This is a genomic window from Pseudomonas sp. PA27(2017) (assembly GCF_001945445.1).
In the GTDB taxonomy this organism is placed as follows: Bacteria; Pseudomonadota; Gammaproteobacteria; order Pseudomonadales; family Pseudomonadaceae; genus Aquipseudomonas.
In genome coordinates this window covers 176,689-193,335 of the sequence record NZ_MSXW01000061.1, presented here as the reverse complement: position 1 = coordinate 193,335, position 16,647 = coordinate 176,689, and the positions used below count along the sequence as shown (strand labels likewise).

Genomic DNA, 16,647 nt, shown 5'->3' with positions numbered 1-16,647 from the left:
CGGCGGGTAGTGACTACAACGGCACACTGACCAACCAAAGCTTCAGCAATGGCGTGACCTATAACGCCGCTAACGGAACCGTTACCGTGCCAGCGGGCGTCACCAGCTTCACCGTCACCGTTCCCACGCTCGACGACACCGTCTTCGAACCGACCGAAACCTTCAACCTGACCGTTGGAGGCAAGACTGGTACGGCCACGATCATCGACAACGATACGGCGCCTACCGTTAGCACCGTCAGCGCGGCGGTCGACAGCACCGGCGGCCAGGTCGACGAAGGCGACAACGCCGTGTTCACCGTCAACCTCACCAATGCCAGCAGCACGACCACGACCTTCAGCCTGTCCCTGAACTCCGGTACAGCTGTGGCAGGCCTGGACTACAACGGTACGTTGACCAACCAGAGCTTCAGCAACGGCGTCACCTACAACGCGTTGACCGGCGTCGTCACGGTGCCGGCTGGCGTCACCAGCTTCACGGTCAGCGTACCGACCATCAATGACACCGTTGCCGAACCAACCGAAACCTTCAGCCTGACCGTAGGTGGCAAGACCGGTACCGCGACCATCATCGACAACGATGCGGCGCCTACCGTTAGCACCGTGAGCGCGGCTGTCGACAGCACCGGTGGCCAGGTCGACGAAGGCGACAATGCCGTGTTCACCGTCAGCCTGAGCAATGCCAGCAGCACGCCGACCACCTTCAGCCTCGCGCTGAACCCGGGTACCGCGACCGCTGGCAATGACTACAACGCGGTACTGAACAATCAGAGTTTCAGCAATGGCGTGGTGTACAACGCCATCACCGGGCAGGTCACCGTACCGGCTGGCGTGACCAGCTTCACTGTCACCGTGCCAACCATAAACGACACCGTTTTCGAGCCGACCGAAACCTTCAGCCTGACCGTAGGCGGCAAGACCGGCACTGCGACCATCATCGACAACGACCCGGTACCGACGGTCAGCACCGTAAGCTCCGCAGTCGATAACGCAGGCGGCCAGGTCGATGAAGGCGACAACGCCGTCTTCACCGTCAACCTCACCAATGCCAGCAGCACCCCGACTACGTTCAGTCTCGCCTTGAACGCTGGTACGGCGGTTGCCGGTAGCGATTACAACGGCACGCTGAGCAACCAGAGCTTCAGCAATGGCGTGACCTACAACGCCACCACCGGCCAGGTTACCGTGCCTGCAGGCGTGACCAGCTTCACGGTCACCGTACCGACCATCAACGATACCGTTTACGAGCAAACCGAAACCTTCACGCTCAACGTAGGTGGCAAGGTCGGCACCGCGACCATCATCGACAACGACCCGGTGCCGACGGTGAAAACCATCGACGTCGGCCAACCCGGTACGGCCGATGACAACGTGGTCGAAGGCAACAACCTGGTCTTCAACGTCACCCTGAGCAATGCCAGTTCGACGCCGACCGTGCTGTCCTTCAACGCCACCGGTACGGCAACCGCCAACGTCGACTACAAGCTGACCGCACAGAGCTTCAGCAACGGCGTGACGTACGATGCCAACACCGGAAAGATCACCGTGCCTGCCGGCGTCACCAGCTTCTCGGTGACCGTCCAGACCCTCGCCGACAACGTGGTGGCCGAGCCGTTGGAAACGGTGAAGCTGGACATCGGCGGCCAGAGCGCCACCGGCGGCATCATCGATGGCACCCCGGACGCGAAGGACGACAGCTACACCAAGGTCACCGGTTTGAAAGCCGAATACTTCGGCTATAACGACACGAGCACCGGCGCGGGTAATGACGGCGCCAACCTGACCAACCTGAGCCAGGTTCGCCAGTTCATCGACACCCACAAAGCGGCGGCGACCTTCAACGCTACTACCCTGGATTACGGCAACCTCAGCAACGCTTCGGGCCTGGGCAACGGCACCAACCTGCAGACGTTCCTGGGCGTCAACACCACCACGGGCAACGGCGCCAAGGCGAATTCGCTGTCCACGGATCCGGGCAACACGTCCGACGCCATCATCAAGATGAGCGGCTACGTCAACCTGGCTGCTGGTACCTACCAGTTCCGGGTGACCGCGGACGATGGCTACAGCATCCGTATCAACGGCCAGGTGGTCGCCGAGTTCAACAATATCCAGTCGAGCGCCACCGCCACCGGCAAGTCCTTCACCATCAGCGCAGCAAATGCCGGCCCTCAGCAGATCGAGATCATCTACTGGGATCAAGGCGGCGACGCGCGTTTGAAAGTCGAACTGGGCCAAGGCGGCAACTTCAAGGTCGTCGACTCGGACATGCTCTACCACGTGCCGACCACCTCCAGCCTGGTGGTGGACGCGGGCGACAGCCTGACCATCGCCGGCAGCACCCTGCTCGGCAACGACACCGACCCCAATGGCGATGCGCTGTCCATCACCAGCGTGCAGAACGCCACCAACGGCACGGTCACGCTCAACAACGGCAACATCGTCTTCACGCCGAAATCGGGCTTCTACGGCGACGCCAGCTTCCAGTACACCATCAGCGATGGTAAGGGAGGCAGCGATATCGCGACCGTCACCCTGAAGGTGAACCAACCTGCAGACACCATCCGAATCGCGGGCGGGGGTGCCAACGACAATGGTGACAACACCATCAACGGCGGCGCCGGCAACGACGTGCTGCTTGGCGATGCGGGGGGCACGCTGACCACCATTCAGCCGGCCACCAACTACAACATCGCCCTGCTCGTCGATACCTCAGGCAGCATGCAGGGCGACCGCATGAGCCTGACCAAGGACGCGCTTTCCAAGTTCGTGACAACCCTTGCCGGCCACGATGGTGTGATCAACATCGCCCTGGTCGGCTTTGCCGGGGAAGTGACCCTGAGCGTCAAGGTCTCCGAACTTCAGTCCGGCGCCAAGCTCGACGGTCTGCTGGCGGACATCCAGAAGCTCACTGCCAACGGTGGCACCAACTACGAAAGCTCGTTCAAGGAGGCATCCGCCTGGTTCGACGCCCAGAGTGCAGCAGGCAAGACTTCGGCAGCGGGCTACGAGAACCTGACGTTCTTCCTGTCCGACGGCGACCCGACGTTCTACTACAACGGCAATACCACCACCGTCAGTGGCAACGGCTCGACGACCAACGATGAAGTGCTGTTCGGATCGCTTGATACATTCAATGTGCTGGCCGGAAAAACTGCCGTTCATGCCATCGGCATCGGCAGCGGGGTCAGCGAGAAGAACCTTGCGCTGTTCGACAACACCACCGCCAGCATGGGCACTACTCGCCTCGCTTCGTCGGAAACCGTGCTGGCCAACTTCAATGGCGGCTCTACCGGCTGGAACAACCTGAACAGCTGGACCACCGAGGGAACAGGCGGCGGCAGCTCGGTCAGCACTCAGACGAGCAACGGCGGTGCCCTGAGAATTGTCGATGCTACTGGCGGCAGCGCCACCAAGGCCTACACGCCGAGCATCACGATTAGCGAAGGCGGATACAACAGCCTGAAATTCAACTACGCCACTGCCGGCACCGCCAACGGCGATACCATGAGCTGGAAACTGCAGCAGCAGGTCAACGGCGCCTGGGTCGACGTGCAGTCGGGAGGTGGTTTTACCAACAACACGTGGACGACCGCAGAGACCTCTGGCGTCGGCGCCGGCACCTACCGCCTGGCATTCAGCGTCGACGACAAGAGCAACAACTCCAGCAGCGCGACCATGTGGATCGACAACATCGCCCAGGTCAATTACACGGCGGTACCGATCGGCAAAGCAGATATCGTCAACACGTCCGACGAGCTGACCATCGCTTTGCACGGCGGCTCGAACGCCAACGTACCAGTGACCGTCGGCAACGACATCATCTACGGTGGCGACGGCAACGACATCATCTTCGGTGACGTGATCAACACGGACGCACTGCCGTGGGGGGTCAATGGCAACCCGGCCAAACCGGCCGAACTGCACAACGGTGCAGGTACCCATGCCCTGGAAGTGTTCCTGGAACTGAAGAACGGTATCGCCCCGACCAACGCCGACCTGTACGACTACATTCGTGCCAACCACGAGACCTTCAACGTGGCTGGCGACATCCGCGGCGGCTCGGACAAACTTTACGGCGGTGCCGGTAATGACATCCTCTACGGCCAGGGCGGCAACGACCTGCTGGTCGGCGGGGCTGGCGACGATATCCTGTTCGGCGGCGCGGGTGCCGACACCTTCGCCTGGCAGAAAGGCGACTTCGGCAAGGACGTGATCAAGGACTTCAACGTGGCCGAGGGCGATACCATCGACCTCAGCTCGCTGCTGCAGGATCACAGCAACAACCTGGACAGCTACCTGAAGCTGGTGACGGACAACGGCAGCTCCACCCTGCTGATCAGCACCAAGGGTGAGTTCAACAACGCCGATACCACCAGTCAACAGGTCGCTGCCAAGGCCGATGTACAGATCGACCTGGGCCAGGCCAGCCTGCCGAGCTATGACATCAACACGCTGATCGCCAACCACACGATCAAAGTCGACCCATGATAGGCCAATGCCCCGCCACACTTTCGTGGCGGGGCGCTAAGCTGTAGCAGACAGGTTTATCGGAGAAGGGCCGTGTTCTATATAAAACGTAACGCCGAAGGCGAGCTGCTGCGCGTGCAGCCCGAGCCTTTCGAGGGAATGAACGGCGAGCTGCCGGCCGATAGCGAAGAAGCCCGGGCCTGGTTTTCCAACCAGAACGTGGAAAGCAGCCTGCTGCAACTCAAGCAGAGCGACCTGGACATGATCCGCGTACTCGAAGACTTGATCGACGTGCTGATCAAGAAGGGCGTGGTGCGCATTACCGACCTGCCGGAAGCGGCCCAGAGCAAGCTGATGGGCCGTAGCCGAGCGCGCGATGCACTCGGCGGCATGAACCGTTTGATCAATGACGAGGAGCGCGGCCTGATCTGATCAGGCCCAGGCGGCCGGCTCGCTGAACAGACGCCCCTGCACACCACTGACGCCCATCGCCCGCAATACTTCCCACTCCCCACGGGTTTCCACCCGCTCGGCGATCAATGGCAGGTCGATGCTGTTGGCCGCTCGCTGCATGGCCTCGATGAACAGGCGCTTGTCGCCTTCCTGATCGATGCCGCGGATGAAGCTGCCGTCCACTTTGAGGTAAGCCAGGCCGAGCTTGGCCAGGTTGCCGATCATGCTGAAGCGCCCACCGAAATGCTGTAGGCCGAGCTCGACGCCCAGGCTGCGCAGCCTGCGGGTGATCGCCTCGAGTTCGGCCGGTCCGGGCAGTTGGCCTTCGTCCAATTCCAGAATCAGTCGGCCACTGACCGCCGGATTCAGGCGCAAGCGCTCGTAGACCTGTTGCAGGGCCTGCGGGTCACGCACAGTGATGCCCGACAGGCTCAGCGCCACCTGCCCTTCATGGTCGGCGAGTTGCGCCAGCAAGGCGTCGAGCATCACCAGATCCAGACGAGCGGTCCAGCCGAAACGCTCCAGCCACGGCAGGAATTGGCCAGCGGGAATGGTTTCGCCGCGCTCGTCGAGCAAACGCGCCAGCACCTTGTTATGCAGCACCTTAGTCGGGTCGGCGGCATTGACCACCGGCTGTACGTATTGCAGGAAACGCCCCTGCTGCAGGGCGCCTTCCAGCAGGCGATGCCAGTCATTGCGCTCGCCGTTGGCAACGCCCTGGTGATGATGTTCGACGAAGGCCCAATGGTGGCGGCTGTTGCTGACGGCCTCGGCCAAGGCAGCATCCAGCGCGCTGTAGAGTTCGCTGCTGCTCGCCCCCGGCGCGAAAGTGGTGATGCCGATATGGGCTACGGGCGAGCAATCGCTGGCACCGGTCTGCTGCAACGACAGCAAGGCGCTGCACAGTTGCTCGGCGAGTTGCTCGGCTTCCTGGCGGTCGACACCGGCAGCCAGCAAGGCGAACTCGCCACCGCGGTTGCGTGCCAGCAGGAAACGGCCCTGGCTGACCTGCTGCAGTTGTTCGGCCACCGCCTTGAGCAGCTGGTCTGTGCGTTGCCCGCCGATACGCTGGTTCAGCCCGATCAGGTCATTGACCCGCAACAGCATCAGCGCACCGCTGCTGGCCCGTTCCTCTCCCGTCAGGCGTGCCTGCAGATCGAGATCGAAATAGCGGCGGTTGGCCAGGCCCGTCAGGCTGTCTTGATAGGCTTCGGCATGGAGTTTCTCGCTGCGCGAAGCTTCTTCGTCGAACAGTGTCTTGAGCTTTTCCACCATCTGATTCATCGCGTTCACCACCCGGCGAAACTCGGGCGTGCGCGGCAGGTTCGGCGCGCTGAGAAACTCGCGGCGGGCGATGGCATTGGATTGTTCGACCATGTACTCCAGCGGGCGCAATTGGCGTTTGAGCAACAGCACGCCCAGGCCGATGCACACGAAGCTGATCAGCGCCAGCCACAGCAAGGTCGCGTAGGCGTTCTGCCACAACTTGGCGATGGCGAAATACGGGTGGCTGACCACCTCGACATGGGCCGCCTGACTCCAGCCGTCGCTGACGATGGCGTCGCCCTGTGCAGGCGCCAGGTCCACCAGGTCGGCGAACCACTGCGGCGCGCCGCGGCCCAGGCTCGGGCCGGAACGCTCGACCAGCACCTTGTCGTCCGGGCCGATCACGCGGATGCTCTCGAAATAGCCGCTGTCGAAAATCGAGCTGACCATCAGTTCCAGCATCGCCGGGTCGTCCAGGTGCGAGCCGAGCGACAGGCCGAGCGCCGTCGCGGCGTCCTGCGCGTGGGAGCGCAACTGGTTGACCTGCTGCTCGCGCGAGCTCTCCACGTTGACCACGACGCTGCCGGCGAAACTCACCAGCATCAGCACGCAGATGGCGACACACAACTGCTTGAACAGTGACATGCACAACTCCTCGCTACGCCTTAAGGAAAGCCTTCGGCGCGCATCTTCTTCAACAAATCCTGCCAGCGCGAAAGGCGCTTGCTGTCTCCCACCTGTTTGCCGCCCGCCGGCCCAGGCACCCACAGCCCTTCAGCGTTGAAGGCGTACACGGGTACCAGATCCCGGCGTTCGGTCGCCGGCTCGATGGCATCGATCAGGTTATCCAGTACCAGCGGTACCGAGGTAGGAGTCGGGTAATAGGTCAGCACCATGTGCGCCTGGTTCAGACGCACCGCCTTGACGTAAGTGATGCGCAGCTTCTCGCTCGGCACGCCCAGCTCACGCAGGCTGAAATACTTGGCGATGGCGTAATCTTCGCAGTCGGCAGCGCCGCGCATCAGCGCTTCGACGGGCGTCGCCCAGTAGTCGGCAACGCCCCAGATTTCCTGGTCGTCACGAAAGCGCAATTGCAGGTTGAAAAACCGGTTCACGGCCTTGAGCTGGTCGGCCTCGGGAGCGTTGCGCTGCTCGTCGAGCAGGCGCTGCCAGGCATCGATACGCGGCTTGCCGGCGCCCAGCGGGCCGTAGAGTTGTTCGGCACGAGCGGCAATGCGCTGGAAGTCCCACTGCGCGTGCAGGCCGCCAGCCACCAGCGACAGGGCGAGCAGCCACGCCACCAGCACGGGCCAGCGATAACGAAGTGAGAGAACGCCAGATCCGCCGATTGGCACGACAATGCTTCCAGACGAGCAACGCCGTCATGGTGCGGCGCATGCACGTAAAAAACAATTGCTAGATGCCACTACAGGCGACGAACGTACCGATGCGCACTCATGTGCGCATCGGCACCCATGATCAACGGTCGCGCATCGGAAATCCCTGGATACGCTGAGGTGCCTCGCGCTGTTGCCATTGCGGCGGTGAATAGCGCGGGCGTTGCTGTTGCTGATAGTGATGACGCTGCCCTTCCCAACCCGGCCGCGGCGCCGGGCGGTAGTCGCGCCGATTACGGTCGTGCCGACCGTAATAGCGCGGATCGTAGCCTGGCGGGTTGTAATGACGTGGCGGCCGCGAATGATGACCCGGCGGCGGATAGTACGAGTCGTGGCGACGATCCTCGTAGACATAGAAACGCGGTGCGCCATACACCTCGGTGCGCTCCACGTAGGTGCCTGGATAGTACTGGCGTTCGTAGTAGCGGTTGCCATAACGACTGTCATCGTAAACGGCGCAACCGGTCAGCGAGAAACCCAACAACGCGACGAGCATGGATTTACGGATCATGGGCGGCCTCCTTCGACCGCGAATCATGCACCGGCGGCTGCCGGTACCGGGGTTGTCCCCAGCCCATCAGACAATCCCGGAGGCGGCGAATCCGTTCCACTCGTCGCACAGTGGCTACAAATCATTTCAGCGCGGTCGACAGCACACCGGCGCGCCGAAACTGCGCACACGCTGACGCTTGCGCACCACCAGAGCGCATCCATCTCCTCATCGGTAACGAGCGCCCGGCACCAGCGCACGCTTCGCTGCCTGGCACGATCCTCGCTTATACACTGGCGTGCAGGAAAATCCTCGGCATCGTCCAGGACAGCGGCATCACAATTTGCAAATAGCCGACTAGGGTTCCGGTTCGCCAGTAACGGCGGATGACTGGTCCGAGAGTTGGCGACCTCCTCGAGAGGTTACACGGCGGGACAAAAGCCCGGGAGAACGCGCCCCAGCGATGGGACATGCCGCGCACTCCTGCCCGCCCTTTCTCGAACTGGAGGTTCCTATGCGCAAGCCCCGTCTTTTCTCCGTTCTCGCCGCCGGCCTCGCGGCAGCTCTCTCCCTAAACAGCCAGGCTGCGCAAAAGGACAGTTTCAGCGTGTGCTGGACCATCTACGCCGGCTGGATGCCATGGGAGTATGGCGACGCCCAGGGCATCGTCGACAAATGGGCCGACAAGTACGGCATCTCCATCGACGTGGTGCAGATCAACGACTACGTCGAGTCGATCAACCAGTACAGCGCCGGCCAGTTCGACGGCTGCACCATGACCAACATGGACGCCCTGACCATCCCCGCCGCCGGTGGCGTGGACAGCACCGCGCTGATCGTCGGCGATTTCTCCAACGGCAATGACGGTGTCGTGCTCAAGGGCGAGAAGAAAACCCTTGCCGATCTCAAGGGCCAGAACGTCAACCTGGTCGAGCTCTCGGTCTCCCACTACCTGCTCGCCCGCGGCCTGGAAAAAGCCGGTTTGAGCGAGCGCGACCTGAAGGTGGTGAATACCTCGGATGCCGACATGGTCGCTGCGTTCGCCACACCTGACGTCACCGCGGTGACCACCTGGAACCCGCTGCTGGCCGAAATCGAAGCCACGCCTGGGGTGACCAAGGTGTTCGACTCCAGCCAGATTCCCGGCGAAATCATCGACCTGATGGTGGTCAACAGCGACACCCTCAAGGACAACCCCGCCCTGGGCAAGGCGCTGACCGGCGCCTGGTACGAAATCATGGCGACCATGGCCGATACCGGATCGGCGGGCAAGGCCGCTCGCGAGCACATGGCCAAGGCCTCGGGCACCGACCTGAAGAGCTACGAGGCGCAGCTCGCCACCACCAAGATGTTCTACAGCGCCAAGGACGCCGTGGCCTTCGCCATGAGCCCACGCCTACCGGAGACCATGAGCAAGGTCGCGGCGTTCTCCTTCGATCACGGCCTGCTCGGCGAAGGCGCACAGAGCGCCGATGCCATTGGCATGAGCTTCGCCAACGACATGACGACTGGCGACCAGAGCAACCTCAAGCTGCGCTTCGATCCGACCTTCATGCAGATGGCCGCCGACGGCCAACTCTAGGGGCTGATCGTCCCCACGCCCGGCGTGGGGACGCGTCTCGACTCAGCCATCGCCAACGAGAGTTCTATGCGCCTGATCAACCGACATCCCGACCGGGCCGGCCGCTTGCTGCTGGTGTTGTTGCCGTTCGCGCTGCTGCTGTTCGCTTACTTCGCGGGCTCGGCGCAGCGTCTGGCGGACAACCCCAACGACAAGCTGCTGCCCAGCGCCAGCCAGATGATTGCCGCCGTCGACCGCCTGGCCTTCACCGAAGACAAGCGCACCGGCGAGTACGCCTTCTGGCAGGACACCACCTCGAGCCTGACGCGCCTGGGCATCGGCATCGGCATCGCTGCCGTGGTCGGCCTGTGCCTGGGTATCGCCGCAGGCATCCTGCCGCTGTTCGGTGCGCCGCTGTCGCCTCTGCTCACCGTGCTGTCGATGGTGCCGCCGCTGGCGATCCTGCCGATCCTGTTCATCGTCTTCGGCCTGGGCGAGCTATCCAAGGTGATGCTGATCGTCATCGGCATCACCCCGATCCTCGCCCGGGACCTGGAACAGCGTGCCCGGGAAATTCCCCGGGAGCTGCTGATCAAGGCCCAGACCCTGGGTGCCAGCACCTGGACGCTGATCCTGCGCGTGGTGCTGCCGCAATTGCTGCCACGCCTGCTGATCGCCCTGCGCCTGGTGCTGGGTTCGGCCTGGCTGTTCCTGATCGCTGCCGAAGCCATCGCCAGCACCGACGGCCTGGGCTACCGCATCTTTCTGGTACGCCGCTACATGGCCATGGACGTGATCCTGCCGTACGTGGTGTGGATCACCCTGCTCGCCTGGCTGATGGACCTGGGCCTGCGCCAGCTCACCCGGCTGTGCTTTCCCTGGTACGAGGGGGCCAAGGCATGACCCATAAAGAAAATAGCGCAGTAGGTGCGTTCATCGAGGTCAACAACGTTTGGCAGCGCTATGGTGACCAGACCGTTCTCGAGCGCCTGAACCTGTCCATCACCGAAGGCGAGTTCTGCACCCTGGTCGGTGCGTCCGGCTGCGGCAAGTCGACCTTTCTGCGCCTGCTGCTGGGCCAGGAACGGCCCAGCAAAGGCGAGATCCTGCTGGACGGCAAACCGTTGGCTGGCGAGCCGGACGCCAGCCGCGGCGTGGTATTCCAGCGCTACTCGGTGTTCCCGCACCTGAGCGTGCTGGATAACGTCGCCATCGGCCTGGAGCTGCCGCGCTCCGCCCTGCTCGGCCGACTGTTCGGCAGTGCCAAGCGTGACGCCCGCGAGCAAGCCGCCGAGCTGCTGCAGAAAGTCGGCCTCGGCCATGCCCTGGACAAATACCCCAGCCAGCTCTCCGGCGGCATGCAGCAGCGCCTGGCGATTGCCCAGGCACTGATCATGAAGCCGCGCGTGCTGTTGCTCGACGAACCCTTCGGCGCGCTGGACCCCGGCATCCGCAAGGATATGCACGCCCTGCTGCTCGAGCTGTGGCGCGAAACCGGCCTGACCGTGTTCATGGTCACCCATGACCTGTCCGAAGGCTTCAGCCTCGGCACCCGCCTGATGGTATTCGACAAGACCCGCGTCGACCCGCACGCGCCGAATGCCTTCGGTGCGCGCATCACCTACGACATCCCCCTGAACAGCGATCGCCGAAGCGCTATCGCGGCGTTGCCGGCGCACCTTGCGCCAGCCCTGTAGGAGACTGCCATGACAGTACTTGATTTGCGCCACACGCTGTACGAAGAAACCGTCCCAGGTGGCGGCCACACCTCCTTCGTGCTCAAGCGCGGCGAACTGCTGCGTATCACCGATATCGAAGGCGGCGCCAACGTCAGCCTGTTGCTGTTCAACGCTGCCGAAAAAAGCGAGCGCCTGAACCTCCCCGACACCCTCAAGGGCCAGCACACCGCCAAGCTCACCACCGGCCACTGCCTGTATTCGGACATGGGCAAGGTGCTGGCGGCCATCACCGCCGACACCTGTGGCTGGCACGACAGCTTCGGCGGCGTGCTGAACGCCGAGGAAGTCGCCGAGAAGTACGGCCAGGGCCGCTACCAGGAACTGCGCAACGGCTTCTTTCGTAACGGCACCGACAACCTGCTGGTGGAAATGGGCAAGTGGAACCTGAACCTGCAGGACCTGTTGATGAACCTCAACCTGTTCAGCCGCGTGGACGTCGACGCCGATGGCGCCTTCCGCTTCCGGCCCGGCAACAGCCAGGCTGGCGACTACGTCGAGCTGTACGCACCGATGGACAGCCTGGTGGTGCTCACCGCCCTGCAGCACCCAATGGACCCCAACCCGCAGTACGCGCCCAAGCCGGTGCAGCTCGCCTGGAGCAAGGTGCAGAGCGACGGCATCAGCGTGCTGTGCCGCACCTCGCGCCCGGAGAACGGCCGCGCCTTCCATAACACCGAACGCCAGTACCTTTGAGGATGCCGACATGAGCCTGACCGCAAGTAACCTGCATCCCGAAACCGCCGTATTCCGCCACACGATTCCGGCCGGCGAGCCCTACCTGTTCGAGGTCAAGGCCGGGCAGACCCTGCGCCTGCACGACCTTGAAGGTAACCAGGCCATCGACACGCTGTTCTTCGCCGCCAGAAACCCGCGTGAGCGCTTCGACCCGCAGCGCACCCTGCGCAAGCAGAACAACGTCTACCTGACAACCGGCACGGTGCTCTACTCCAACCTCGGCAACCCCCTGCTGACGATCGTCGCCGACACCTGCGGGCGCCACGACACCCTCGGCGGCGCTTGCGCCCAGGAGAGCAACACCGTGCGCTATGCCCTGGACAAACGCTACATGCACAGCTGCCGCGACAATTTCCTGCGTGCCAGCCTGCACGACGGTCGCCTGGAAAAGCGCGACATCGGCGCCAACATCAACTTCTTCATGAACGTGCCGGTCACGCCGGAAGGCGGCCTGACCTTCGAGGACGGCATCTCCGCGCCCGGCAAGTACGTAGAGCTGCGTGCCGAGACCGATGTGATCGTGCTGATCTCCAACTGCCCGCAGCTGAACAATCCCTGCAACGGCTGGAACCCGACCCCTGCCGAGGTGCTGGTATGGAACTGAGCCAGCGCCTGCGCCGCTTCCTGCTGCTGATCTGCCAGAGCCGCTCGGGGCAATGCCTAACCGCCAAGCAAAACCGCGATGCGTAGGGTGGATCGGGGCGCCTAGCCGTCGCTCTTTACGCCCACCAGAGCGCGATCTGAATCGCGCCAGCATAAGCAGCAAGCGATCAACTCGATTTCAACCACGGACGACCGTGGCCAAGACCCAATACCGGCGGGACGGCCCGCCTTTTTCGAGGGCACCTCGAATGTTCGACAAACTGCTGATCGCCAACCGTGGCGCCATTGCCTGCCGCATCCTGCGCACCCTGCGTGAGCTCGACGTCAAGGGCGTCGCCGTCTACTCCGAAGCCGACGTGGCCAGCCTGCATGTCCAGCAAGCCGACGAGGCGTTCCCCCTCGGCGAGGGCCCGGCCGCGCAAACCTATCTGGTGGTCGACAAGATCCTCGCTGTCGCCCGGCAGACTGGCGCCAAAGCCATTCACCCCGGCTACGGCTTCCTTTCCGAAAACGCCGCCTTCGCCGAAGCCTGCGAAACCGCCGGTATCGCCTTCGTCGGCCCGACACCCGAGCAACTGCGCGTGTTCGGTCTCAAGCATACCGCCCGCGCCCTGGCCAAACAGCACGGCGTGCCGATGCTCGAAGGCACCGAGTTGCTGGAAAACCTCGACGCCGCCCTGGTCGCCGGTGAGCAGGTCGGCTATCCGGTGATGCTCAAGAGCACCGCCGGCGGCGGCGGCATCGGCATGCGCGTCTGCCGTTCGGCGGCCGAGCTCTGCGACGCCTTCGAGGCGGTCAAGCGCCTGGGGCAGAACAACTTCAGCGACAGCGGCGTGTTCATCGAAAAGTACATCCAGCGCGCCCGCCACCTGGAAGTGCAGGTGTTCGGTGATGGCCAGGGCGAGGTGATCGCCCTCGGCGTGCGCGACTGCTCGGTGCAGCGCCGCAACCAGAAGGTGCTGGAAGAAACCCCGGCCCCCAACCTGCCCGCGGGCATGAATGAGGCGCTGTGCGCCGCGGCGATCGAGCTGGCCAAGGCGGTCAGCTACCGCAGTGCCGGCACCGTCGAATTCGTTTACGACAGCGAGGCCGAGCGCTTCTACTTCCTGGAAGTGAACACCCGCCTGCAGGTCGAGCATGGCGTCACCGAACAGGTGTGGGGCGTCGACCTGGTGCGCTGGATGATCGAGCTCGCCGCCGGCGATCTGCCGCCGCTCAGCGAACTGGCCGCACGCCTGCAGCCCAGCGGCCATGCCATCCAGGCGCGCCTGTATGCCGAAGACCCGGGCCGCGACTTCCAGCCCAGCCCCGGCCTGCTCACCGCCGTACAGTTCCCCGAAGCCGACGGCAAGGCGCTGCGCATCGATACCTGGGTCGAAGCCGGCTGCGAGATCCCGCCCTACTTCGACCCGATGATCGCCAAGCTGATCACCTGGCAGCCGAGCCGTGAACAAGCCAGCGCCGCCCTCGATAAAGCCCTGGCCGACTCGGTGCTCTATGGCGTGGAATGCAACCGCGACTACCTGCGCCAGATTCTCTGCGACGCCCCGTTCGCCAGCGGCTCGCCCTGGACACGCTGCCTGGAAAACCTGGTCTACCAGGCCAGCACCTTCGAGATGCTCAGCGCCGGCACCCAGACCACCGTGCAGGACTTCCCCGGCCGCCTCGGCTACTGGGCAGTCGGCGTGCCGCCGTCCGGGCCGATGGACAGCCGCGCGCTGCGACTGGGCAACCGTCTTCTCGGTAATGTCGAAGGCGCCGCTGCGCTGGAAATCACCATGAGCGGCCCGCTGCTGCGCTTCAACACCGACGCGGTGATCGCCGTGACCGGTGCCGAGATTCCCCTGAGCATCGATGGTATCGCCCAGCCGATCAACACCGCGCTGCTGGTCAAAGCCGGCAGTACCGTGGCCCTTGGCACCATCAATGGGCCCGGCGCGCGTAGTTATCTGAGCATTGGTGGCGGCATCCAGGTGCCGGATTACCTGGGCAGCAAGAGCACCTTCACCCTCGGTCAGTTCGGCGGCCACGGCGGCCGCGCCCTGCGTGCCGGCGACGTGCTGCACATCCCGGCCTTGGTGGATCGTCAGGCAGGCACGCAACTGCCGGCAGAGCTGTGCCCCGCCTTACCCGCCGTGCGCGAGATCCGCGTGATCTACGGGCCCCATGGCGCGCCGGAGTACTTCACGCCCGCCTATATCGACACCTTCTTCGCCACCGCCTGGGAGGTGCACTTCAACTCCAGCCGTACCGGCGTGCGCCTGATCGGCCCTAAGCCCGAATGGGTGCGCGAGAGCGGCGGCGAGGCCGGGCTGCATCCCTCGAACATCCACGACAACCCCTACGCCATCGGCGCGGTGGACTTCACTGGCGACATGCCGGTGATCCTCGGCCCGGACGGCCCGAGCCTGGGCGGCTTCGTGTGTCCGGTGACCATCATCGAGGCCGATCTGTGGCAGCTCGGCCAGCTCAAGGCCGGCGACAAGGTACGCTTCGTGGCGGTGGATATCGCCACTGCGCGGGAGCTGGCCAGCGCGATCAACCTCGAATGCACCACCCTCCGTGGGAGCGGATTTATCCGCGATACCAATGTTGCCTGCATCGCGGCTGAAACGGAGCGCCGCCCGGCCGCACCCACAGACGCGACCGCTCCCACAAGAACATCCGAGCTGCAAAGCCCCATCGTGCTGGATATCGGCCAGGACGACACGCGCCTGGTCGCGCGTCTCTCCGGCGACACCCATCTGCTGCTGGAAATCGGCCAGCCGGAGCTCGACCTGGTACTGCGTTTCCGCGGCCATGCACTGATGCAGGCACTCGAAGCCAAGCGACTCGACGGCGTGATCGACCTGACGCCCGGTATCCGCTCGCTGCAAGTGCATTACCAGCCGGAAACCCTGGCACTGGAAACGCTGCTGGCTATCGTCGCCGGCGAATGGGACGCGGTGTGCGCCGCGCGCGACTTGAAGGTGCCGTCACGCATCGTCCACCTGCCGCTGTCCTGGGACGACCCGGCCTGCCAGTTGGCGATCGACAAGTACATGACCACCGTACGCAAGGACGCGCCCTGGTGCCCGAGCAACCTGGAGTTCATCCGCCGCATCAACGACCTGGAAAACCTCGACGAGGTCTACCGCACCGTGTTCGACGCCAGCTACCTGGTCATGGGCCTGGGCGATGTCTACCTCGGCGCGCCGGTGGCCACGCCGCTGGACCCACGCCACCGCCTGGTCACCACCAAGTACAACCCGGCGCGCACCTGGACCGCCGAGAACTCGGTGGGCATCGGTGGCGCCTACATGTGCGTGTACGGCATGGAAGGCCCCGGCGGTTACCAGTTCGTTGGCCGCACCCTGCAGATGTGGAACCGCTACCGTGAAGTCGCCGCCTTCGATGGCAAGCCCTGGCTGCTGCGCTTCTTCGACCAGATCCGCTTCTACCCGGTCAGCGCCGACGAATTGCTGCGCATCCGCCGCGACTTTCCCCTGGGCCGCTTCGAGCTGCGCATCGAGGAGAGCGAGCTGGCCCTGGCCGACTACCAGCAGTTCCTCGCTGACGAAGCCGACGGCATCGCCGCCTTCCGCGATCAGCAGCGCACCGCCTTCGCCGCCGAACGCCAGCGCTGGATCGACTCCGGCCAGGCGCATTTCGAAAGCGACGAAGGCGTGGCCGAAGTCACCGAGGATGCACCGCTCGACGCTGGCCAACACAGCGTCGACAGCCACATCGCCGGCAACCTCTGGCAGGTGCAGGTCGAGGCCGGCGCCAGCGTCGAGGCTGGCGACGTACTGGTGATTCTGGAATCCATGAAGATGGAAATCCCGCTCACCGCACCGGTCGCCGGCATCGTCCGCGAGGTTCGCGTGCAACCGGGCGCCGCCGTGCGCGCCGGCCAGCGCGTGGCCGTCATCGAACAGGCATAAGCACCTCGGCC

Annotated in this window: 11 protein-coding genes and 1 riboswitch; of the genes, 8 read left to right on the top strand and 3 right to left on the bottom strand. The window is 64.0% G+C overall.

The genetic code is table 11. The features are described 5' to 3' along the window. Together BVH06_RS22505 and BVH06_RS22500 are read left to right on the top strand one after the other, a co-directional pair. A partial coding sequence (locus BVH06_RS22505) for an S-layer family protein (protein WP_218189506.1) occupies positions 1–4,490 on the top strand: 4,490 nt, incomplete at its 5' end. Positions 4,491–4,562: 72 nt separating this feature from the next. Further along, a complete protein-coding gene (locus tag BVH06_RS22500; protein ID WP_075931236.1) occupies positions 4,563–4,901 on the top strand; it encodes a tryptophan synthase subunit beta in 339 nt (112 codons plus the stop codon). Here BVH06_RS22500 and lapD read toward each other — a convergent pair whose 3' ends face one another. From lapD to BVH06_RS22485, 3 genes are all read right to left on the bottom strand, one after another. After that, positions 4,902–6,833, bottom strand: coding sequence for a cyclic di-GMP receptor LapD (lapD, locus tag BVH06_RS22495; RefSeq protein ID WP_075931237.1), 1,932 nt, complete (start codon positions 6,831–6,833; stop codon positions 4,902–4,904). Between the two features lie 20 nt (positions 6,834–6,853). Further along, on the bottom strand, positions 6,854–7,543 hold the full coding sequence (lapG, locus tag BVH06_RS22490) for a cysteine protease LapG (RefSeq protein WP_371915313.1): 690 nt from the start codon (positions 7,541–7,543) through the stop codon (positions 6,854–6,856). A gap of 124 nt (positions 7,544–7,667) precedes the next feature. Beyond that, a complete protein-coding gene (locus BVH06_RS22485; RefSeq protein ID WP_075931238.1) occupies positions 7,668–8,096 on the bottom strand; it encodes a hypothetical protein in 429 nt (142 codons plus the stop codon). Positions 8,097–8,421: 325 nt separating this feature from the next. Next, a riboswitch (guanidine-I (ykkC/yxkD leader) is annotated at positions 8,422–8,526 on the top strand. Between the two features lie 63 nt (positions 8,527–8,589). Here BVH06_RS22485 and BVH06_RS22480 point away from each other — a divergent pair. The 6 genes from BVH06_RS22480 to uca all read left to right on the top strand — a co-directional run bounded on the left by BVH06_RS22480 (position 8,590) and on the right by uca (position 16,636). After that, positions 8,590–9,657, top strand: a complete 1,068-nt coding sequence (locus tag BVH06_RS22480; RefSeq protein WP_075935546.1) for a putative urea ABC transporter substrate-binding protein — start codon at positions 8,590–8,592, stop codon at positions 9,655–9,657. Between the two features lie 66 nt (positions 9,658–9,723). Beyond that, complete coding sequence (locus BVH06_RS22475; protein WP_075935545.1) at positions 9,724–10,539, top strand: ABC transporter permease; 816 nt, start codon at positions 9,724–9,726, stop codon at positions 10,537–10,539. Beyond that, the gene (locus BVH06_RS22470) at positions 10,536–11,333 is read left to right on the top strand and encodes an ABC transporter ATP-binding protein (RefSeq protein WP_075935544.1); all 798 of its coding nucleotides are present in this window, start codon (positions 10,536–10,538) and stop codon (positions 11,331–11,333) included. The genes BVH06_RS22475 and BVH06_RS22470 overlap by 4 nt, the downstream gene beginning before the upstream one ends. Before the next feature lie 9 nt (positions 11,334–11,342). Further along, positions 11,343–12,068 (top strand): urea amidolyase associated protein UAAP1, encoded by a 726-nt coding sequence (locus tag BVH06_RS22465; RefSeq protein WP_075931242.1) that lies wholly within the window; start codon positions 11,343–11,345, stop codon positions 12,066–12,068. A 10-nt stretch (positions 12,069–12,078) separates the two neighbouring features. Next, a complete protein-coding gene (locus tag BVH06_RS22460) occupies positions 12,079–12,714 on the top strand; it encodes an urea amidolyase associated protein UAAP2 (protein ID WP_075935543.1) in 636 nt (211 codons plus the stop codon). Positions 12,715–12,961: 247 nt separating this feature from the next. Next, positions 12,962–16,636, top strand: coding sequence for an urea carboxylase (uca, locus tag BVH06_RS22455; protein ID WP_075935542.1), 3,675 nt, complete (start codon positions 12,962–12,964; stop codon positions 16,634–16,636). Positions 16,637–16,647 lie beyond the last annotated feature (11 nt).